Below are 20,267 nucleotides of genomic sequence, written 5' to 3' on the forward strand. Positions count from 1 at the left end.
CCCCTCAACCCAGCATGGAAATGTCGGCAATATTGAGGAACAAGCCGCGCAGGCGCGCCAGCAGCGCATAGCGATTCTTGCGAACATCTTCGTTGTCCGCATTCACCATCACGGCTTCAAAGAACGCATCGACAGGATCGCGCAGTGCTGCCAGACGTGCCAGCGCTTCGGCATACTCGCGCTTTTCCATCAGCGGTTGCACGGACGTAGATGCCTGCTGGATAGCCGAGTTGAGAGAGAACTCCACGGCGTTATCAAAGTAACGCGCCTCAGGTACGGCGAAAATTGTAGGCTCGGCCTTGCTCAGCAGATTCGACACACGCTTGTTCACCGCTGCCAGCGCTGCTGCTTCCGGCAGTTGGCGGAAAGCCTGCACCGCTTGTACGCGCTGGTCGAAGTCCAGGGCCGAACCGGGCTTGAGGGCACGCACCGACAGATAGGTGGCGACATCGACGCCTTCGTCTTCATAACGCGCACGCAGGCGGTCGAAGATGAATTCCAGCACCGCATCGGCCAGGCCGGCAGACTTGACCTTGCTGCCGAACGCGTTGACGGCGAACGCCACGGCGTCGTTCAGGTCCAGGTCCAGTTGCTTGTCGATCAGGATCCGCAGCACGCCCAACGCCGCGCGACGCAGGGCATACGGGTCTTTGCTGCCGGTGGGCAGCATGCCAATGCCGAAGATACCCACCAGGGTGTCGAGCTTGTCGGCGATGGCCACGGCCGCACCGGTCAGGGTGGTGGGCAGTTCAGCGCCGGCACCGCGGGGCATGTACTGCTCGTTCAGCGCCAGGGCCACGTCTTGCGGCTCGCCGTCGTTGAGGGCGTAGTAATAACCGGCAACGCCTTGCATTTCCGGGAACTCACCGACCATTTCGGTGGACAGGTCGCACTTGGACAGGATGCCGGCACGGGCTGCGCGCTGAGCGTCGCCACCGATGCGTGGAGCGATGAATGCGGCCAGTTTCGAAACGCGCTCGGCCTTGTCATAGACGCTGCCGAGTTTTTCCTGGAACACCACGTTCTGCAGGCGTTCGTTGAAGCTTTCCAGGGGCTGTTTCTTGTCCTGCTTGAAGAAGAACTCGGCGTCGGTCAGGCGCGGACGAACGACTTTCTCGTTACCGGCGATGATCTGCTGCGGGTCCTTGCTTTCGATGTTGGCGACCGTGATGAAGCGCGGCAGCAACTTGCCTTCGGCGTCCAGCAGGCAGAAGTACTTCTGGTTGTCCTGCATGGTGGTGATCAGCGCTTCCTGGGGCACTTCAAGGAAACGTTCCTCGAACGAGCACACCAGCGGCACCGGCCATTCCACCAGGGCGGTCACTTCGTCCAGCAGGCTTGGCGGCACAATGGCGGTGCCTTCCTGCTGGGTGGCCAACTCTTCGGTGCGCTTGCTGATCAGTTCGCGACGCTCGTTGGCGTCGGCCAACACGTAGGCGGCACGCAGGTCGGCCAGGTAGTTGGCCGGCGAGGTAATGCGCACGCTCTGCGGATGATGGAAGCGATGGCCGCGGGAATCGCGACCGGCCTTCTGGGCCAGGATCGTGCAATCGATGACCTGGTCACCGAGCAGCATCACCAGCCATTGGGTCGGACGCACGAACTCTTCCTTGCGTGCGGCCCAGCGCATGCGCTTGGGAATCGGCAGGTCGTTCAGGGAATCTTCGACGATGGTCGGCAACAGGCTGGCGGTCGGCTTGCCCTTGATGCTCTGGCTGTAGCGCAGCTTCGGCCCGCTCTGGTCGATTTCGCTCAGGTCCACGCCACACTTCTTGGCGAAACCGAGGGCGGCCTGGGTCGGGTTGCCGTCGGCATCGAACGCGGCCTGGCGTGGCGGGCCGTCGAGGTTGATGCTGCGGTCCGGCTGCTGGGTCGCCAGGGCGGTGATCAGCACGGCCAAACGACGCGGCGCGGCGTAGACATGCTTGGCTTCGAAGTTCAGGCCAGCGGCTTGCAGGCCTTTCTCGATACCGGCCAGGAACGCATCGGCCAGGGTGTTCAGGGCTTTGGGTGGCAGTTCTTCGGTGCCCAGTTCAACCAGAAAATCTTGAGCACTCATTGTGCAGCCTCCAGCTTAGCCAACACTTCATCACGCAAATCCGGGGTCGCCATCGGGAAGCCCAGCTTGGCACGGGCCAGCAGATAGGCTTGCGCAACGGAACGCGCCAGGGTGCGTACACGCAGGATGTATTGCTGGCGCGCGGTTACGGAAATCGCCCGGCGTGCGTCCAGCAGGTTGAAGGTATGGGACGCCTTCAACACCATTTCATAGCTCGGCAACGGCAGCGGCTGGTCCAGCTCGATCAGGCGCTTGGCTTCGCTTTCATAGAAATCGAACAGCTCGAACAGCTTCTCGACGTTGGCGTGTTCGAAGTTGTAGGTCGACTGCTCCACTTCGTTCTGGTGGAACACATCGCCATAGGTCACTTTGCCGAACGGGCCGTCGGCCCACACCAGGTCGTAGACCGAATCCACGCCTTGCAGGTACATGGCCAGGCGTTCCAGGCCGTAGGTGATTTCCCCGGTCACCGGGTAGCACTCGATACCGCCCGCCTGCTGGAAGTAAGTGAACTGAGTCACTTCCATGCCGTTGAGCCAGACTTCCCAGCCCAGGCCCCAGGCGCCCAGGGTTGGCGATTCCCAGTTGTCTTCGACGAAACGAATGTCGTGCACCAGCGGGTCCAGGCCCACATGCTTGAGCGAGCCCAGGTACAGCTCCTGGAAGTTTTCCGGGTTCGGCTTCAGGACCACCTGGAACTGGTAGTAGTGCTGCAGACGGTTCGGGTTTTCGCCGTAGCGGCCGTCAGTCGGGCGGCGGCTGGGTTGCACATAAGCGGCGTTCCAGGTTTCCGGGCCGATGGCACGCAGAAACGTGGCAGTGTGGAAAGTGCCGGCGCCTACTTCCATATCGTAGGGCTGAAGTACCACGCAACCTTGCTCGGCCCAGTATTGCTGGAGGGCGAGGATCAAGTCTTGGAAGGTACGCACGGCTGGCGTAGGCTGGCTCACGAAATTCACCTGTTTCTTGGGCTGCGATTTAAAGAGCGGGAGTATACCCGATTCGTTCGTGCGCACGCCCCCTGGAGCCTTATGCCACGCTGCTTTTGGTGTTCTGACGATCCTTTGTACATGGCTTATCACGATCAGGAGTGGGGCACGCCGCTGCGCGATGCGCAGGGTTTGTTCGAGTTGCTTTTGCTCGAAGGGTTCCAGGCCGGGTTGTCCTGGATCACCGTTTTGCGCAAACGCGAGCGCTATCGGGAAGTGTTGTTCGGCTTCGACGTGCAGCGCGTGGCGCAGATGAGCGATGCGGAAATCGATGACTTGATGCTCGACCCCGGCATCATCCGCAACCGCCTCAAGCTCAACGCGGCGCGGCGCAATGCCCAAGCCTGGCTGGCCCTGGAAGATCCGGTGGCGTTTCTCTGGTCGTTCGTGGACGACAAACCGGTCATCAACCACTTCAAGGACCGCTCCGAAGTGCCGGCCATCACGCCCCAGGCCGTGCAGATGAGCAAGGGCCTGAAAAAAGCCGGCTTCACCTTCGTCGGCCCGACTATTTGTTACGCCTTGATGCAGGCCTCGGGAATGGTCATGGACCACACCCAAGACTGCGACCGCTACGCCGAGCTGGCAAACGGCGGGTAGAATAGCCGGCTCGCAACACGCCCATGAATTCAGGAGTGACCTGTGGATAAGTTGAAAGGCGCCTTGCTGGTCGGCGCTCTGCGGTTGTTTGCGCTGCTGCCCTGGCGCGCAGTGCAGGCGTCGGGTTCGGCCATTGGCTGGCTCATGTGGAAGCTGCCCAACCGCTCCCGCGACGTGGTGCGGATCAATCTCGCCAAGTGTTTCCCCGAGATGGATCCGGCCGAGCGCGAACGCCTGGTGGGTCAAAGCCTCAAGGACATCGGCAAATCCCTGACCGAAAGCGCCTGCGCCTGGATCTGGCCGGCCCAGCGCTCCATCGATCTGGTGCGGGAAGTCGAAGGCCTGGAGGTATTGAAAGAAGCGCTGGCCTCCGGCAAAGGCGTGGTGGGCATCACCAGCCACCTGGGCAACTGGGAAGTGCTCAACCACTTCTACTGCAGCCAGTGCAAACCGATCATTTTCTACCGCCCTCCCAAGCTCAAGGCGGTGGATGAACTGCTGCGCAAACAGCGCGTGCAGTTAGGCAACAAAGTCGCCGCGTCTACCAAAGAAGGCATCCTCAGCGTCATCAAAGAGGTCCGCAAGGGCGGCCAAGTGGGCATCCCTGCCGACCCGGAACCGTCCGAATCCGCCGGCATCTTCGTGCCCTTCTTCGCCACCCAGGCCCTGACCAGCAAGTTCGTACCGAACATGCTCGCCGGCGGCAAAGCCGTCGGCGTCTTCCTCCACGCCCTGCGCCTGCCGGACGGCTCCGGCTACAAAGTCATCCTTGAAGCTGCCCCGGACGCGATGTACAGCACCGACACCGAAACCGCCTGCGCCGCCATGAGCCAGGTTGTGGAGCGTTATGTGCGGGCCTACCCGAGCCAGTACATGTGGAGCATGAAACGCTTCAAGAAACGTCCGCCGGGTGAGGCGCGCTGGTACTGAAGGCCTGCTGCTTCCTATGAGCGGGGCTGCTTGGGATTTGGGGTGAATGCAGGATCTGTAAACACCCAAGAACCCATGTGGGAGCCGAGCTTGCTCGCGATGACGGCGGACCATTCAACATCGATGCAAGCAGACCCACCGCTATCGCGAGCAAGCTCAGCTCCCACAGGGATTTGTGATGAATGCGATATCTGTGAACAACCCGGAAACTGTGGGAGCGAGCCTGCTCGCGATAGCGCCCTGACAGCCGCCACATGATTAGCTGACTCCACCCACCCCGTGGCGAGGGAGCTTGCTCCCGCCGGGCCGCGCAGCAGCCCCAATCAAGCTGACACATTCTTTCAGGCAACCAGAGGTCGATTTTTCCAAGCGCAGTGCGGGCTGAATGTCCTAAGCTCGCCTATCCCCAATCAGCCAAGGAAGCATCAATGGGCATTCGAGGCAAAGACCGTCAGATCGATAACATAGAGCTCAATGTCAGCGACATCGCCCGGAGCAAAGCCTTCTATGCAAGCGCATTCGGCTGGAGCTTCGTCGACTATGGCCCGACCTACACCGAATTCAGTGATGGTCGCATGACAGGCGGATTCACCACCGGCGAACCTGTACGCACGGGTGGCCCGTTGATCATCCTGTACGCGGATGACCTTGCTGGTACCCAACTCAGGCTCGAGGCCGCAGGGGCAACCATCAGCCGTAAAGTGTTCGCTTTCCCCGGTGGGCAACGTTTCCACTTTATCGATCCGGATGGCTATGAGCTGGCTGTGTGGTCGGCTGCCTGATGGTTCATTGATCACGAAGAGGCGCAAAGCCCCAATCGTGTCCATGATTAGGGGCCTGCGATATTGGCGACGTTGGCGTGGCAAAGCCGTCTCTAAATCCGTCGGACGACCGTCCAGTCAGAAATATCGCACTTCCTCTGGTTCATTAATCAAGGAGCCCCCCTCATGAACATCGATTTCACCGGACGACACGTCCTGGTCACCGGGTCCACCAGCGGTATCGGTTTTGCGACCGCCAAAGGCTTCCTGGAAGCCGGCGCCCACGTGGTCATCAACGGTCGCAGCGAGAGCAGCGTGGATGACGCGTTGCAGCGCTTGGGCGAGCTGGCTTCAAAGGCGACCGGCTTTGTGGGCGATCTCAGTCACGCGCCTGGCTGCCAGGCACTGATCGCCAAGCACCCAAGCTTCGATATCGTCATCAACAACCTGGGCATTTTCAAACAGGAAGACTTTTTCGAAACGCCGGACAGCGAATGGCAGCGCTTCTTCGAAACCAACGTGATGTCGGGCGTGCGTGTTTCCAGGGCCTACGCGCAGGGCATGGTCGAGCGCGGTTGGGGGCGGATTGTGTTTGTCTCGTCGGAATCGGGCGTGAACATTCCTGCCGACATGATCCATTACGGCTTCACTAAAACCGCGCAACTGTCCATCGCTCGCGGCTTGGCCAAGCGCCTCGCCGGCACGGGCGTGACGGTGAACTCGGTGCTGCCTGGGCCGACGCTTTCCGAAGGCGTTGCCCAGATGCTCCAGGCAGACGTCGAGCGCAGCGGGGAAAGCCTGGAAAAGGTCGCGGCAGATTTCGTCAAAGAGCACCGCAGCACCTCGATCATCCAGCGCGCGGCACGCGTCGAGGAAGTTGCCAACATGATCATCTACGCCAGCTCGGAGCAGGCCTCCGCCACCACCGGAGCGGCGCTGCGTGTTGATGGTGGTGTGGTGGATAGCATCGTTTAGGAGCCTACGGCACGTTGCAAAAAAACGCCGCTTCCTCATGAGAGATAAGCGGCGTTTTTTGTTTTGGAAGCAACATGGATTGATTCGACCGGCTTTCGGAGCGGTGAGGGGATTGTTCAGCCCACCCTGTTTTCGATCAGTCGATCCGAGCCGCCTTCGGCTACGCGGTTTTCGATCAGTCGATCCGAGCCGCCTTCAGCGACTGTAGGTTGAACAAAAGAAGTCGCGAACGCATTGCCGAGCGACAGAGCCAGAAGCGAGCCAACGAGTGTTTTGCTGAAAGTGTTCATGTCCTGATCCTTTTTATTCGTAGATGAAGTGAGTTAGACGGTGACGTGCAAACGGACGTCGACGTTGCCGCGTGTCGCGTTGGAGTACGGGCAGACCTGGTGAGCCGCGTCGACCAGCGCTTGAGCATCGGCTTGATCCAGACCCGGCAGATTGATGTGCAGATCAATGTCCAGACCGAAACCACCAGGGATCTGGCCGATGCCGACGTGTGCCGTGATCGAAGCGTCGGCAGGAATGCTGCGTTTGCTTTGGCTGGCGACAAACTTCAATGCGCCGATGAAGCAGGCCGAGTAGCCGGCTGCGAACAACTGCTCAGGGTTGGTGGCTTCACCGCCGGCGCCGCCCAGGGCTTTTGGTGTGGCCAGTTTCACGTCGAGAATCTTGTCGCTGGAAACAGCACGGCCATCACGGCCACCGGTGGAGGTTGCGACTGCGGTATAGAGAACGTTCATGGTGTTTCCTCTCTTGCTGATTGGTTTGATCGAGTATTTGGTTGCGCTAAATATTTGTGCGCTAACCAGTTGCGATAAATTTAACGGCTGAATAGTTTGCGCGCAAGATAAATTTTAGAGAATTTACTAATCCTTGATTAACTAATTGATATAGAAGGAAATTAATTTTCAGGTGTCGCAGTATCGCTGGCCTATATGGGCCGCGAGGTGAGCGAAGGGGGAAGGGGGAAGGGAGTATCAGCAGGGCCAGCGCAATTGCAGGCCTTCGAAGAGAGGGGCTTCACCAGCAGAATGGTGGGTTTCTCGATCATTCCCACGCTCTTGCGTGGCAATGTCGTCAGGGACGCTTCTGATCAAACCCTTTTCGACGGCGTTGCAGATGCTCCAAGCAGACGTCGAGCGCAGCGAGGAAAGCCCTGGAAAGGGTGGCGGTAGATTTTGTTGCTCGTGTTTAGTCGCCCGTGGCTATCTAGCGAGGCTGTCATCTGAGCAAATTGCTTTCAGAGCGAGAAAGGTGGTTGGAGTGGGACCAATCTGAGTCGGCATGCTGACGAGCGTAAGAGTGTCCGAATTACCTTCCAGGCGGTACGGCTTTCCGTTACACAGCTTTTTGGCTTTCTGATTTATATCTTCCAACATGCCTTCCCTTGAATTGAAGACACTCCCACTGTTGGTAAGCATGTATTCGCCTGGACCCACCTTGTCAACGGAGGTGAAGGTACACCCTGCTAGGGAGGAAAAGATAAATCCGATTAATGCTGTTTTTTTCAACTGTTCAATCTCCGGTGCAAGTTTATACCGCCGAAACGGCCTTCTTCTAAGCAATAGCAACCTGATTGCGCCCCAACGCCTTCGCTCGATACAGGGCTTTATCCGCATCGTTCATCAAGCTGTGGAGATCTTTGTTGCAGGCCTCTGCCGACGCGACGCCAAGGCTGGCTGATATGCGGTGAACAGGCTCGATCATCAAGCCGGCAATCGTATCGATGAGCTGTTCTGCAATCTGAGTGGCGACTTCGATGGAAGTGTCCGGGAGCAGAATGGCGAACTCTTCCCCGCCTAGCCGACCGTGGATATCCGTTGCCCGAAACGACGAACTGATGACTGCCCCAATCCGGCGCAGAACCTGATCCCCGACTTGATGGCCGTAGGTGTCGTTAATGTGCTTGAAGTGATCCATGTCCAACATGACGGCGCACAACCCTACCCGCTTGGTTTTACATTCGTCATAGAGTTGTTGGGCATGCTCGAAAAAAGCCCGTCGGCTCTTCAGGCCGGTCAGTTCATCGGTTTGGGCTGCGCGAGTTGAAATGCTGTTCGCCTGTTCCATTTCCCGGGTGAGTCGAAAAGCGGTTTCCAGTGCTTGGGACATCATGTGTATAGCGCGGGTCGCAAATGCTGCGAATACCAAAATCGAGAGTGCGATGCCGACTTGAATCGGGGATGGTTGAAACAGTAGCCAGGCGGTGCACGGCAATAGCACCAGGCCAATGGAGACGAGGGTCATATCGCGGTAGGCTGAGTAGCAGGACACCGCGCTGACGGACATGCCGACAGTAAAGAGCATGACCAATGCCTGGGACAACAGATCGTCTGCCGGCATGACCGCTAATGCGCCGCCTCCCCAGATGCCGGCGGACAAGACCAGTGTGAACCAGTATTTGCGTTCCCAGCGTTGGGGTGTGCGCTTGCTTTCGTCGCTGCGAACATAGGCAACGAACAACGAGATACGCAACAGCGTCGATGCGGTCAGGATGCCCAGCCACCAAAAGATGACGTTGTGTTCAAATCGATCCCAGCACAGCCAACACAGCATGATGGCAGCGAGGTAGCTACCGAACACCGCAGAAACCGATTGGCGAAACAGTTGCTGCAGTCGGTCAGTTCGCACCTGCTCGGCTATGAAGAAAGCCTGGTCATTCCGAGATCCTGGGCAATCCATGTGATTCACCTGATCGTGACGCAACCGAAAAAGAACGATTGTGGCACCCGGCCAGTAAGGCGAACAACTGAATTACTGTGGCGAGGGGATTTATCTCCGTTGGCTTCGAAGCAGAGCAAGCATCGCTATTGTTGACCCGACCTGCGCCTGAGGACTTATCAAGGTATCGCAGCCTGGTGAACACGTATCGCAAGCTGCTCCAAATCGCTGAGATCGGTTGAAGGTCTCCCAACGACTTTGGCCGCCTCGTCCCAGCGGCGCAAACGCAGGCTGTCGGCGAACAGCGGGTCGGCCTCGAAGGCTTCGGCCTCACGGGCCGTCATCGGCCCAGCCTGCCAGTCCAGGGTCTGCCGGCTGGCCTCACTCAACCCTGCCAGATAAGCCGGTTCGCGCCAGCTCAGGTAACGCTTGGCGTCAACATGTCGCGCCACCAGCCCCGCCAGGCGCTGGGAGAACCCCAATCCCAGCAGCCAGTTTGCGCCCACCCGCTCGTGGCCTCGACGGCCCAGGCCGGCCATTGAGTTTTCAGCCGTCAGCGGCGCACAAAAGTGCCCGACATCGTGGCAGAAAGCGGCCAGCACCAGCTCCTCGTCTGCCCCTTCGTCACGTGCCAGCTCGGCGGCCTGGATCATGTGTTCGAGTTGGCTGACCGCCTCGCCGATGTAATCCGCCTGCGCCTGCTGGCGGCACAGGGCAAACAGCTCGGCCACCGCTTGTTCCGCGCTCATGAGATGCAGGCCTGCGGCCATTTTCCTTCGCCGAGCAACGCCGCCAGGCTGCGCTCACCGAGGCCGAGGCCGACGCTCATGCCCAGGCCGGTGTGCATCAGCACGGCGCTGAGGCCTGCCCCGGCTTGTACCACGCTGAACGGGCCGGGCCCGCGCGAGCCGTATACACCCTGCCAGCGTTCCAGCACCTGCAGCTTGCCGCCCAGGGTGTGCTCAGCCAGCGCCAGCATGAGGTCGTCCACGCCCTCGGCGTTGAACGGCGAGGCGTCGCTGCCGTAGTCGTGGGAGTCGCCGATGATCAACTCGCCATGGGGCGTCGGGCTGACCAGCAGATGGATGCCGTGGGTTTCCAGTTCCGGCTGCTCGCGGCGGATCTGCGCGCGGATGGCGTCGGCTTCCGGCAGATCGGCGAAGGCGCCGTAATGCACGCAGCTGAGACCGGTGAGCACCGCGTGCTGCAGGTCCAGCGGCTGTTGCAGGCGGGCGCGCAGCATCTGCAGGCGACATACCGAAGGCTTGAGTGCGGCCAGCGGCTCGGCCAGCAGCGTCTGATAATCGTGGCCGGAGCAGACCACGATGTGCCTGGCACTGAAGCGCCCGGCGCTGGTCAGGGCGCTAGCTGGCTCGACGTCGCGCACCAGGGTGGAGAAGTGGAACTGCACGCCCAGCCCGCGCAGGTAATCGACGATCTGCGGCAGCGCTTCACGGGAATACAACTGCTGGTCGTCGAGGCCATGCAGGGCGGCGCGATGGTGGGCGAAACGGCCGCCGTACAACCCATTCAGGGCAGCGCCGCGCAGTAGCTCGACGCGGTAGCCCTGTGCACGGGCGCGGCCTGCGCAGAAGGCTTCGAGCAAGGCTTCTTCGGCTTCGCTGCGTGCGAACAGCAGTGAGCCCTGTTGCTTGAGCTGCAGGCCGGCGGCCTGGCCCAGCTCGGCCCACAGGTCTCGCGACTGGCGGGCCAGGTCGAGCATCACGCCGGGTGCCTGACCGGTGACCAGGGCCTGGCCGAAGTTGCGGATGGAGGCGCCGAGCGGCGTGTGGCTGCGCTCGAACACATGTACCTTGAGGCCGCGCTTGGCGCCGGCCCAGGCGTGGGCGAGGCCGAGCATGCCGGCACCGACGATCAACAGATCGCAGTCGTGCTGACTCATGGGGAAACTCCTGGAACGAAAAAGGCGGCCGCCAACGCAGCCGGATGAATCAACGCGTAGCAGCGATTGGCAGAACCCTTCTGGCAATGCTTGCGGGCGCAGACAGCACAGAGCCCGCGTTGCACCGCCAGCAGGGTTCTGCCGGCCACCTCACTGGGCTATCGGCTCGGACTTGCCGTCGTAGCGCCTGCGCCATTCGGCGAGGATCTTGTCGCGGTTCTCCGAGGCCCAGGCGAAGTCGTTCTTGATCAGGCGCTGCTCGTAATCGGAGGGCAGTTCCTGGAAGCGCTCGGCGATGCCCGGCTGGGCCAGCACGGCGAAATTCGCCTTGTACAGGTCCATGGCCTCGCGGCTGGCGGAGAAGTCGGCGAGCTTCTTCGCCGCGTCCAACTGCTCGGTGCCCTTGATGATGCCGGTGGCCTCGATCTCCCAGCCCAGGCCTTCCTTCGGCAGGACGATGTCCAGCGGCGCACCCTTGCGCTTGAGCTGCACAGCCGGGTACTCGAAGGATATGCCGATGGGGAACTCGCCGGCGGCAGCCAGCTTGCACGGCTTGGAGCCGGAATGGGTGTACTGGCCGATGTTCTGGTGCAGCTTGTCCATGTAGGCCCAGCCCTGCGGCTCGCCGAAGGTCTGCAACCAGGCGCTGACGTCGAGGTAGCCGGTGCCGGACGAAGCCGGGTTGGGCATGACGATCTTGCCCTTGTACACCGGGTTGGTCAGGTCTTCCCACTTGGTCGGCTTGGGCAGGCCCTGCTTCTCGGCCTCGATGGTGTTGAAGCAGATGGTCGCGGCCCACACGTCCATGCCGACCCAGGCCGGCGGGTTGGCGGCGTCGCGGTAGTTGGCGCCGATCTTGTCCAGGTTGGCCGGGGCGTAGGCTTCGAGCATGCCCTGTTGCTTGAGCACAGCCAGGCTGGAGCCGGCCAGGCCCCAGACCACATCGGCCTGTGGGCGATCTTTCTCGGCCAACAGCTTGGCGGTGACGATGCCGGTGGAGTCGCGTACCCACTTGATCTCGATATCCGGGTGCAGCTTTTCGAAGGCGCTCTTGTAGGCGGCCAGCTGTTCCACTTCGAGGGCGGTGTACACGGTCAGCTCAGTGTTAGCCTGGGCCTGCATGGCGCAAGCGGCGAGCAGGCCGGCGGCCAGAGCGGTGCGTTTGAACATGGGAAGCTCCTGGGTTGGCATTGCGTGGCATTGGTTGTTCGAATTCAGCTGGCTTGCGGACTCTCGCCTCGGGCCAGGCGGGCGTTGATCGCGTCGATTACCGTCGGCAGTTCGGCGAGGGTGTCGATCAGGTAGTGCGGCCGGCTCGGCGCGAACAGCGCGTCGATGCGCGTGCGCTCGGCTTCGCGCTGCGCGGGCGTCAGGGCCTGGTACTGCGCCCAGTCCAGGCCCAGGAAATTGCCGGAGAAGCGCAGCGCCACGGTCCACATGCCGGCGCTGCGGCCTTCGAGGATGCCCGGCTCGGTGTCGTCGACCTTGACGCACGCGGCCACATCGTCGAGGCCGAGGGCGATGACGTTGGCCAGCGCCTGGGCCGGGCTTGGCCGGCCTTTCGGCACCTCGTCGGTGGCCACCACATGGTCCGGGCTATAGCCATTGGCGGCGGCCAGTTCGACCACTTTGTCCATCACCTGTTTGGGATAGCCGGAGCAACTGCCGAGCTTGAGCCCGCGCTCGCGCAGCGCGGCGATACACGCCAGCGCGCCGGGGATCAGCGCCGAGTGCTCGCCGACCTTGGCGATCTGCAAAGGCATAAAGCGCTCATAAATCGCCGTCACATCTTCGTCGCTCGGCAGACGGCCGAAGCGGCGCTGGTAGCGCTCGGCAATCGCCGGCAGGTTGCACAGGGCGCGGATATGGTCCCATTTGCCCATGCCCATCGGCCCGCGCGCCTCCTCCAGGCTGATTTCGACGTCGAAACTGGCGAAAGCCTCGACGAAGATGCGGGTCGGCGCGAAGGAGCCGAAATCGACCACGGTGCCGGCCCAGTCGAGAATGGCGGCGTGCAGGCGGTCGGGGTGTTGGTAATGCATGGCAGTCTCCAGGGTAATCAATGGCCGGCGGCCGTGCGCCAGGCTTGGGCCCGACGCAGCACGCCGCGTGAGGCCCCCGCCAGCAGCAGCGAAACCGCGGCCGAGGTGAGCAGAATCAGGGTGGACATGGCGGCGGCGCCGCCGACATTGCCGGCGTCGTCCATGTTCAGCACGGCGATGGCGGCGAGCAGGCTGTCCGGGCTGTAGAGGAAGATCACCGCCGACACCGTGGTCATCGCCGAGACGAACAGGTAGCGCAGGATGTCGAGCAACGCCGGCAGGCAGATCGGCAGGGTGACGCGCAGAAAGTGGCGCAGCAGCGGCACCCTCAGCGATAGCGCGGCGGCCTCGAACTCGCCATCGAGCTGGCGCAGTGCGGCGCTGGCGGTCAACTGCGCGGTGGTCAGGAAGTGCGTGATGGTGCATGCCACCAGCAGGGTCATGCTGCCATACAGGCCGTGCAGCGGATTACCCGGCAGGTTGAAGAAGAAGACGTAGCCCAAGCCCAGCACCAGCCCCGGCACCGCCATCGGCACGAAGCTGAGCAGGCGCAGGGCCTGGGTTAGCGGGCTCTGCCGGGTTTTTTCCAGCAGGTAGGCGCCGGTGAAGGTCAGCAGGCTGCCGAACACGGCCGTGCAGCCGGCCAGCAGCAGGCTGTTGCGGTACACCTGCCAGCCACCGGGCAGTTCGGAAAAGGCGTAGTGGTGCAGCGACAGCGACAGGTCGTAGGGCCAGAACTTGACCAGCGACGAGTACATCGCCATGCCGAACACGCCGAGTAGCGCCGCGCAGATCAGCAGCACCACGGCGAGGAAGGCCAGGTCGCGGCAGCGCGACGGTTGCGGGTGGTAAACCTGGGCGCGGCCGCTCATTGCCTCGCGCTGACGCCGGCGTAGCCACAGGTCAACGGCAAAGCTGAACAGCGCCGGCAGCAGCAGGACCATGCCGATCAGAGCGCCGCGGCCGAACTGCTGCTGCCCGACCACTGCTTTGTAGGCCTCCAGCGCCAGCACCTGATAATCGCCGCCGACCACCACCGGCACGCCGAAATCGGTGATGCACAGGGTGAACACCAGGCAGAAGGCGGCGAACACGCCCTGTCGGCTCCCCGGCCAGGTGATGCTGTGAAATGCCCGCCACGGTGACGCACCCATGCTCGAGGCCGCGTCGAACAGGCGCGCATCGGCCAGGGCCAGGGCCGAAAGCAGCACCATCAGCGCATGGGGAAAGGTGTAGATGGCTTCGCCGATGACGATGCCCCAGAAGCCGTAGATATTGTCCGTGAGCAGGTGCCGGAGCGCGCCCTGGTTACCGAACAGGTAGATCAGCGCGATGCCCGGCAGTATCGATGGCGCCAGCAGCGGCAGCAGGGAAATGCCGCGCCACAGTCCCTTGGCCGGTACGCAGGTACGCTGCAGCGCATAGGCAAAGGCGTAGGCCAACGGCACGACGATGGCGGCCACGGTCAGCGAGACCGCCAAGCTGTTGCCCAGCAGCCAGCGGAAGTTGGCGCTGCCGAACAGCTCGGCTGCCGCCGTCAGCCCACCGCCCTGCCCCGGCTCGCTGGCGAAGCCGCGCCAAAGCATGGCCAGTAGCGGCAGCAGCACGGCGAGCACCAGCAACACCAGCAGCAACCACTGGCCACCGTGGACGAATAGACGGTCGGCGAGGTCGGCAGGCAGGCGCCGCGCACCGGTCTGGGGCTTGCTCGGCAACACCTGTTCCATCAGACGAACACCTGCAGGCTGCGCGGCGGCAGGGCCACCCAGATATGCGGGGCGGCCAGGCGCGGCATGGCGTCCGGCGCCAGCTCGGCAAGCAGGGCATGCCCCGGCAGGGCGTCCAGTTCGAAACTCAAGCGACAGCGATTGCCGAGGAAGGTGATCTCGCGCATCTGTGCGCTGAACAGGTTGTCTTCATGCACCGCAGGGTTGATCACCACCGCCTCGGGGCGGCAGAACAGACGACCACGTTCGGCCGGCCGGACGCCGTGCAGACGTAGGCTCAGCTCGCCAACCCGGGCATGCTCGCCGTCGCGCTCGTAAGGCAGCCAGTTGCCCTGGCCGACGAACTCGGCGACGAAGGGCGTGGCCGGTGCGCGATAGATCTCCTGGGGAGTGGCGTACTGCTCGACCCGACCATGGTTGATCACCGCGATGCGGTCGGCCATGAGCATGGCCTCGTCCTGGTTGTGGGTGACCATCACGGTGGTGATGCCCAAGCTCTTCTGCAACCGGCGCAGCTCGCCGCACAGGTGTTCGCGCACGCGAGCGTCGAGGGCCGACATCGGTTCGTCCAGCAGCAGTAGTTGGGGCGCCGGCGCCAGGGCACGGGCCAGGGCCACACGCTGTTGCTGACCGCCGGAGAGCTGGCCGGGGTACTTCTGCTCGCTGCCCTTGAGGCCGACCAGCTCAAGCATCTCGGCGAGCCGCGCGCGGACAGTCTCGCGGCTATTACCGGCGAGGCCGTAACCGATGTTCTGCGCCACCGTGAGGTTGGGAAACAGCGCGTAGGATTGGAACAGAATGCCGTAGTCGCGCGCCTGCGGTGGCAACGTGGAGACATCCCGATCACCAAAGAAGATCTTGCCGCCATCCTGGCGTTCCAGCCCGGCGATGCAGCGCAACAGCGTGGTCTTGCCGCAGCCTGAGGGGCCGAGCAGGCACACCAGCTCGCCGGCAGAGACGTCCAGCGACACGCCATCCAGCGCCTGAAAGGCACCGAAGGCCTTGTGGATGTCGTGCAGTTGCAAGCTGACCGTAGCCATGGCGGAACCTCGTCGGTGGAATACGAGGCTCATCTTGGACACGGGGTGCTAAAGCTTTATGGCAGTTGGGCAAAAGCTGCCGATAGTGGCATCGGCGGATTTATGTAGCGCTTCCATCCAACAGGCGGGCGCGAGGCACCTTACGAGGTGCTCGCGGCTTCCCGCGCCAACGCAAGGAAAACTGCCGGCAGGCGCGCGCTGCGGCGCTCCTTCAGGCAGTAGAGGTATTCGGCAATCAGCGGCGCGCCTTCCAGTTCGATCACCCGCAACTCGGTACTGGTCGGCACTTCGTGGCGGGCGATGATGCTGATACCGATGTTGCGCAGCACCGCTTCGCGGATCGACTCGCGGCTGCCGATCTCCAGTAACGAGCCGAGCGCCACGCCAGCGTCGCGCAGCAACTGCTCGGTAAGCACGCGAGTGGTCGAACCTTTCTCGCGCATCAGCAGGCAGTGCCCGGCCAGCGCCGCGAGCGGCACGCGCTCCCGTGCGGCCAATGGATGACTACGGTGTACGGCCAACACCAATGGATCGTGGCCCAACAGCAGGCGGGTCAGTCGCGGGTCTTCGACCAACAGCGAGGAGGCGGCCAGGTCTACGCGGTAGTCTTCCAGTGCTTCGATCACCTGCTGTGAGTTGCCGATCTCCAGGGTCACCTCGCATTGCGGCAGTTGCTCGCGGAAGCGCCGCACCAGGTCGAGCATGTAGTAAGGCGCAGTGGCGCCAATGCGCAGGGCGCCCTGTACCTGACCGCAGTTGCGCAAGAAGAACTCAATGTCGGCCTCCTGTTGCAGCAACTGTTGGACCATGGGCAGCAGGCGTACGCCTTCATCGCTCAGGGTCAGACGCCGACCACCCCGGTAGAACAGCTCGACGCCGTACTGCCCTTCGAGGCTGCGGATCTGCGTGGTAACCGTGGGCTGGCTGAGGCCGAGCTTCTTTGCCGCCTGGGTGATGCTGCCCAGGCGGGCGACCATGTGGAAGGATTTCAGCTCAGCGAAGGACATTATTCATACGACTCTCGGTACGGGTCACCCTCGAAGGAGCGTGAGCAAACCTTACAGCGTGGAAGTGACAGAACGTCAGTAAAGCATGACGGGCAAATCGACTTGCAGCGTTTTGTGATGCGTTACGACAACGTCAGGCTGCATAGCTAAAACGGCCCTCTAGCGCCGAATTCCAAGGCAAAACGACGCCCTGTTTATTCCGCTAGCGCCACCCTTCCATCAAGCTACGAATCCTTGCGCCGTTGCCTACAACTACGCCAGAATCCGCCCGCTTGTGCGCCTTGCCCTCGGGTTTTATCGTTTTCCTGCCACTGCCCATCAGTGGTCGGGTTTAGTAGCCCGAGGTATTTAGTAAGGTGCAAGGCTCCTATCAGTCAGGTATTTCCATGCCTGTATTTGATGGTGGCTGTGCGCAGGGCGCCCTCGGGCGCGCCGGCTTGCTAAGTCCCCGGTCTACTAACCTGCGTACAGCTGCCACCCCTTGTTTAGTAGCTAGAGGGTTGCGGCGTCACCTACAGGACTTAGCACATGTTCAAGCCTACCCCGAATCCGCCAGAGGCGGACCAAGCTACCCCGCGAAACAAATCCAAAGCCAAGAAACACGACGAAGCCACCAATCGCGCCTTGGATTACTACCTGCTACCAAAACCGGAAAAGTCCGAAGATGCGTCCCAACCGGGCCAGCTCTTCACCGTCGCAAAAAACGCCGACAACGAATCCCTCCTCGCCAACCTCAGCGAAACCCTGGCGGCAGCCGACGCGATGGTCAGCAACCTGGCCTTCGATCTGGAAGGCCCTCGCCGTCACATCCTTCTCGGCATCCAGCAATTGATCGAATTGAGTTCATTGCTGGCGAACCGGGTGTTGGATAACGTTGATCCGCGATAGAAGATAAACAGCCATCACAGAAAACCCGACGCCATGCGTCGGGTTTGCTTTGGTTGAGGCGCTCATTGAGGGCTACAAGAAGTCCCTTATTAGCGCATGCATGGGAGTCATCCCCGCAGGGCGCAGCAGCCTTTAAAACCGGCTACAGACGAACCCCACGCGTCACACCCGAAGCGCCCAACCGCAAGCACCCCCTCATTACGAACTACAGGCCAAAAACGATCCCTGTTTATGCTCCCGCATCGACCCCTTCCACCAAGCTACTCATTCTTGGGACTTTACCTACAACTACGCCGGAATCCGTCGGCTTGTGCGCCTTGCTTATGGTTTCTATCGTTTACCTGCACTTAATGGTGGCTTGAATGTTGGATCGTTGTTCTCTGTAAACCTTTAAGGATCAAGGCTAAATAATGAGCTCATTGTCATTGCACAACCGCTTTAACATGTACGACAAATTTTCGTCTATGCACGACTTTGGAGAAATTTTTATTGAAGCGTTACCTGGATATCTGAAAAATTTGAAGATTCCCGGACGATTGCTCTCGGATGGACACCGCAGGGCCCCTGTGTCTGCGCAGATCGAACAAGTCGCTGAAATTCAGAATGCCATGCGCGAAGTCCTTTGCCACACAATTACTCAGGACGCTCAGTCCTGTGCTGAGCGCGCATTTCGAGCATTCCTTAAAAAGGATCAACCCGATGCGGGGGTTCTAAAGTTTTTTAATGGATGGAACGAAACCCACAAGACTACGAGTCTGGTTTCCGCGAAAGCAATCATGCGTTTATCTGCAGATGCTGTCTCTATCTCTGCCGAAAGACAAATGGGATACAACATTATCTTGGCGCACATGCATGAGGTTGCTAAAGACGATTTCGGCCTTGGGCATGAGGGGCATGATGGTATGTATTCCTACATGACAGCCGCCTTTGGTGCTACAGGTTGGGTAGAGAGTCAATACGCCGTTAACGAGTGTAACGCCTTTTCTGAGTTTCTCTACAAGGTGGGCGTGGCGAATCATAGAGCTGCCATGGACTCAATAGAACATAAACGATCCATCATGAGCGCTATGATGGTTTCAACCGCTTCAGAGCTCTGGAACGGACGTGAGTACAATTTTATCGCTCAATATATCGAGGAAAAGTTAATTTTTGTGAATGCCTCGCTGAGTAGGAATCTCAAAAACCTTCGCGAAGCAATGGGCTATGTCATGGCGCATTCTGGAGAGGTAGAAAATAAGCATGGATTACATGCTTTAGCTGCAGCGCAAGCTTTCGGTAGTCTTGTCGACCTGAGGCTTGATATTGATCAGCTCAAGGACGTTATGCTTGATTACAATCAACGTGCCGGAAGAGCTTTCCATGCCCTGCATGAAGCGCTGATGTAATGTAAGAGGAGCAGCAAGCAGTTGCATTGGTTAATGCGCTCCCTCTCAGCGTGGCTTCTGGTGATATGGAATAGACAGGAATATATAATATTATTCAATATTGATATCTCTTGAATAGCCCCGGAATATAATTGATCGAAGTGTTTAAAGGTTGTCTGTGCATGCTCGAATTTTTTAATTGGGTAATGACGCTCAGTAAATCTATGACGTTAAGAATGGATGATTTGTATGCAAATTGAATACGCCATGGTTGCGTTGGGTTTTTTTGCTTTTTGTGGGGGGATGATCGATGCAGCTGTGGGTGGAGGAGGGTTGGTGCAAGTACCAGCTCTCCTTCATGCATTACCTCAGTACTCGTTGAGCACAGTGTTTGGAACTAATAAGCTAGCTGTTCTTGTCGGGAATGTTTCTTCTATATTTAGTTACGTTAAAAGAATAAAGATTGTTTGGAAGCTTATGCTTCCGACTATGGCCTCCGCTTTTATATTTTCGTTTCTGGGTGCACTTTCCGTTGCGCTCATTCCGAAAGAAATTATGGAGTATGTTGTTTTTTTTGTATTGGTGGCGATGGCTATTTATACATTTGTAAAAAAGGATCTAGGGCGTATTCATTCGAGCGCTCAATGCGGGTCCAGAGAGGTTTTACTTGGGGTTTTTTTTGGTGGGGTAGTTGGTTTTTATGATGGGGTTTTTGGTCCTGGCAGTGGTAGTTTTTTGTTGTTTATATTTGTTAAATATTTTGGCTACGATTTTCTGAACGCATCCGCGTCAGCAAAATTGGTTAACTTGGGAACGTTTAGCGCGGCACTATTGTTTTTTATACCTTCAGGTCATGTGCTATGGGTGGTTGGTGGATTGGTTGCAGTGTGTAATATGGCAGGTGCCCTGACTGGCACTTTTTTGGCTTTGCGGTATGGGAGTGGATTAATTCGTATACTATTTCTTTTGTTATTGATATTTCTTATTGGTCGGATGGGACTATCCATATTGCTATGACTGAGTCCCGAGCAACGCCACGTCCCCGAATTCGTCCAGGTACGCGACGTAATGCGTCATAGTGACCGAAACTCCTTGTCATAGAAACACGAAAGCCCGCAGAGATTTCTCTCAAACGGGCCTCGGAAGGTAGGCACGAGAGTTAAACCCTCATGCGTTGGGGACAATTATTATTGCGGAACAAACACTATGCCAATCAAGTTTGATGAATGCCCATGATCATGAGGGCCTTTCCGTAACGCCGTATTTCCGAGCAAAAAAAACGGGCCTGCATTCCCACGCAGCCCCGTTTTTTTTTACC

19 protein-coding genes are annotated in these 20,267 nt (G+C 59.8%); 7 read left to right on the forward strand and 12 right to left on the reverse strand.

The annotated features are described in order from the left end of the window. Positions 1-4 precede the first annotated feature (4 nt). Both glyS and glyQ read right to left on the reverse strand, forming a co-directional pair. Positions 5-2,059 carry a glycine--tRNA ligase subunit beta gene (gene glyS, locus MA884_RS06440; RefSeq protein ID WP_139048703.1) on the reverse strand — a complete coding sequence of 685 codons (2,055 nt, stop codon included), beginning with the start codon at positions 2,057-2,059 and terminating at the stop codon, positions 5-7. Next, the gene (gene glyQ, locus MA884_RS06445) at positions 2,056-3,009 is read right to left on the reverse strand and encodes a glycine--tRNA ligase subunit alpha (RefSeq protein ID WP_003177094.1); all 954 of its coding nucleotides are present in this window, start codon (positions 3,007-3,009) and stop codon (positions 2,056-2,058) included. Before glyQ ends, glyS begins: the two co-directional genes overlap by 4 nt. An 81-nt stretch (positions 3,010-3,090) precedes the next feature. Here glyQ and tag point away from each other — a divergent pair, with 81 nt between their 5' ends. The 4 genes from tag to MA884_RS06465 all read left to right on the forward strand — a co-directional run bounded on the left by tag (position 3,091) and on the right by MA884_RS06465 (position 6,314). Beyond that, positions 3,091-3,648, forward strand: coding sequence for a DNA-3-methyladenine glycosylase I (gene tag / locus MA884_RS06450; RefSeq protein ID WP_256229603.1), 558 nt, complete (start codon positions 3,091-3,093; stop codon positions 3,646-3,648). 42 nt (positions 3,649-3,690) lie between these two features. Next, positions 3,691-4,578: a lysophospholipid acyltransferase gene (locus MA884_RS06455; RefSeq protein ID WP_256229604.1), complete on the forward strand. Its 888-nt coding sequence runs from the start codon at positions 3,691-3,693 to the stop codon at positions 4,576-4,578. Positions 4,579-5,006: 428 nt separating this feature from the next. Continuing rightward, entirely contained in the window at positions 5,007-5,360 is a 354-nt protein-coding gene (locus MA884_RS06460; RefSeq protein ID WP_256229605.1) for a VOC family protein, read from the forward strand. Between the two features lie 165 nt (positions 5,361-5,525). Further along, positions 5,526-6,314, forward strand: coding sequence for an SDR family NAD(P)-dependent oxidoreductase (locus MA884_RS06465; RefSeq protein WP_256229606.1), 789 nt, complete (start codon positions 5,526-5,528; stop codon positions 6,312-6,314). Positions 6,315-6,430: 116 nt separating this feature from the next. Here the strand turns inward: MA884_RS06465 and MA884_RS06470 are convergent, their stop codons facing one another. The 10 genes from MA884_RS06470 to MA884_RS06515 all read right to left on the reverse strand — a co-directional run bounded on the left by MA884_RS06470 (position 6,431) and on the right by MA884_RS06515 (position 16,697). Beyond that, positions 6,431-6,604, reverse strand: coding sequence for a hypothetical protein (locus MA884_RS06470; RefSeq protein ID WP_256229740.1), 174 nt, complete (start codon positions 6,602-6,604; stop codon positions 6,431-6,433). A 33-nt stretch (positions 6,605-6,637) separates the two neighbouring features. Further along, positions 6,638-7,057, reverse strand: a complete 420-nt coding sequence (locus MA884_RS06475) for an organic hydroperoxide resistance protein (RefSeq protein ID WP_003196182.1) — start codon at positions 7,055-7,057, stop codon at positions 6,638-6,640. An 817-nt stretch (positions 7,058-7,874) separates the two neighbouring features. After that, positions 7,875-8,999: a diguanylate cyclase gene (locus MA884_RS06480; RefSeq protein ID WP_256229608.1), complete on the reverse strand. Its 1,125-nt coding sequence runs from the start codon at positions 8,997-8,999 to the stop codon at positions 7,875-7,877. Between the two features lie 158 nt (positions 9,000-9,157). Next, a complete protein-coding gene (locus MA884_RS06485; RefSeq protein WP_256229610.1) occupies positions 9,158-9,727 on the reverse strand; it encodes an HD domain-containing protein in 570 nt (189 codons plus the stop codon). Next, positions 9,724-10,881 (reverse strand): TIGR03364 family FAD-dependent oxidoreductase, encoded by a 1,158-nt coding sequence (locus MA884_RS06490; protein ID WP_256229611.1) that lies wholly within the window; start codon positions 10,879-10,881, stop codon positions 9,724-9,726. The genes MA884_RS06485 and MA884_RS06490 overlap by 4 nt, the downstream gene beginning before the upstream one ends. Positions 10,882-11,031: 150 nt before the next feature. Then, positions 11,032-12,051, reverse strand: a complete 1,020-nt coding sequence (locus MA884_RS06495) for a putative 2-aminoethylphosphonate ABC transporter substrate-binding protein (RefSeq protein ID WP_256229612.1) — start codon at positions 12,049-12,051, stop codon at positions 11,032-11,034. A 44-nt stretch (positions 12,052-12,095) separates the two neighbouring features. Next, positions 12,096-12,923: a phosphonoacetaldehyde hydrolase gene (gene phnX, locus MA884_RS06500; RefSeq protein ID WP_256229613.1), complete on the reverse strand. Its 828-nt coding sequence runs from the start codon at positions 12,921-12,923 to the stop codon at positions 12,096-12,098. Positions 12,924-12,940: 17 nt separating this feature from the next. Further along, on the reverse strand, positions 12,941-14,650 hold the full coding sequence (locus tag MA884_RS06505; protein ID WP_256229614.1) for a putative 2-aminoethylphosphonate ABC transporter permease subunit: 1,710 nt from the start codon (positions 14,648-14,650) through the stop codon (positions 12,941-12,943). Further along, positions 14,650-15,690 carry a putative 2-aminoethylphosphonate ABC transporter ATP-binding protein gene (locus MA884_RS06510; RefSeq protein WP_256229615.1) on the reverse strand — a complete coding sequence of 347 codons (1,041 nt, stop codon included), beginning with the start codon at positions 15,688-15,690 and terminating at the stop codon, positions 14,650-14,652. Before MA884_RS06510 ends, MA884_RS06505 begins: the two co-directional genes overlap by 1 nt. 140 nt (positions 15,691-15,830) lie before the next feature. Then, the gene (locus MA884_RS06515; RefSeq protein ID WP_256229616.1) at positions 15,831-16,697 is read right to left on the reverse strand and encodes a LysR family transcriptional regulator; all 867 of its coding nucleotides are present in this window, start codon (positions 16,695-16,697) and stop codon (positions 15,831-15,833) included. A gap of 528 nt (positions 16,698-17,225) precedes the next feature. Here MA884_RS06515 and MA884_RS06520 point away from each other — a divergent pair. The 3 genes from MA884_RS06520 to MA884_RS06530 all read left to right on the forward strand — a co-directional run bounded on the left by MA884_RS06520 (position 17,226) and on the right by MA884_RS06530 (position 19,966). Then, positions 17,226-17,585: a DUF6124 family protein gene (locus MA884_RS06520; RefSeq protein ID WP_256229617.1), complete on the forward strand. Its 360-nt coding sequence runs from the start codon at positions 17,226-17,228 to the stop codon at positions 17,583-17,585. A gap of 410 nt (positions 17,586-17,995) precedes the next feature. After that, positions 17,996-18,970 carry a hypothetical protein gene (locus MA884_RS06525; protein ID WP_256229618.1) on the forward strand — a complete coding sequence of 325 codons (975 nt, stop codon included), beginning with the start codon at positions 17,996-17,998 and terminating at the stop codon, positions 18,968-18,970. A 228-nt stretch (positions 18,971-19,198) separates the two neighbouring features. Then, on the forward strand, positions 19,199-19,966 hold the full coding sequence (locus tag MA884_RS06530) for a TSUP family transporter (protein WP_256229619.1): 768 nt from the start codon (positions 19,199-19,201) through the stop codon (positions 19,964-19,966). Positions 19,967-20,267 lie beyond the last annotated feature (301 nt).

This window comes from Pseudomonas sp. Q11 (assembly GCF_024494355.1).
In the GTDB taxonomy this organism is placed as follows: Bacteria; Pseudomonadota; Gammaproteobacteria; order Pseudomonadales; family Pseudomonadaceae; genus Aquipseudomonas; species Aquipseudomonas hefeiensis.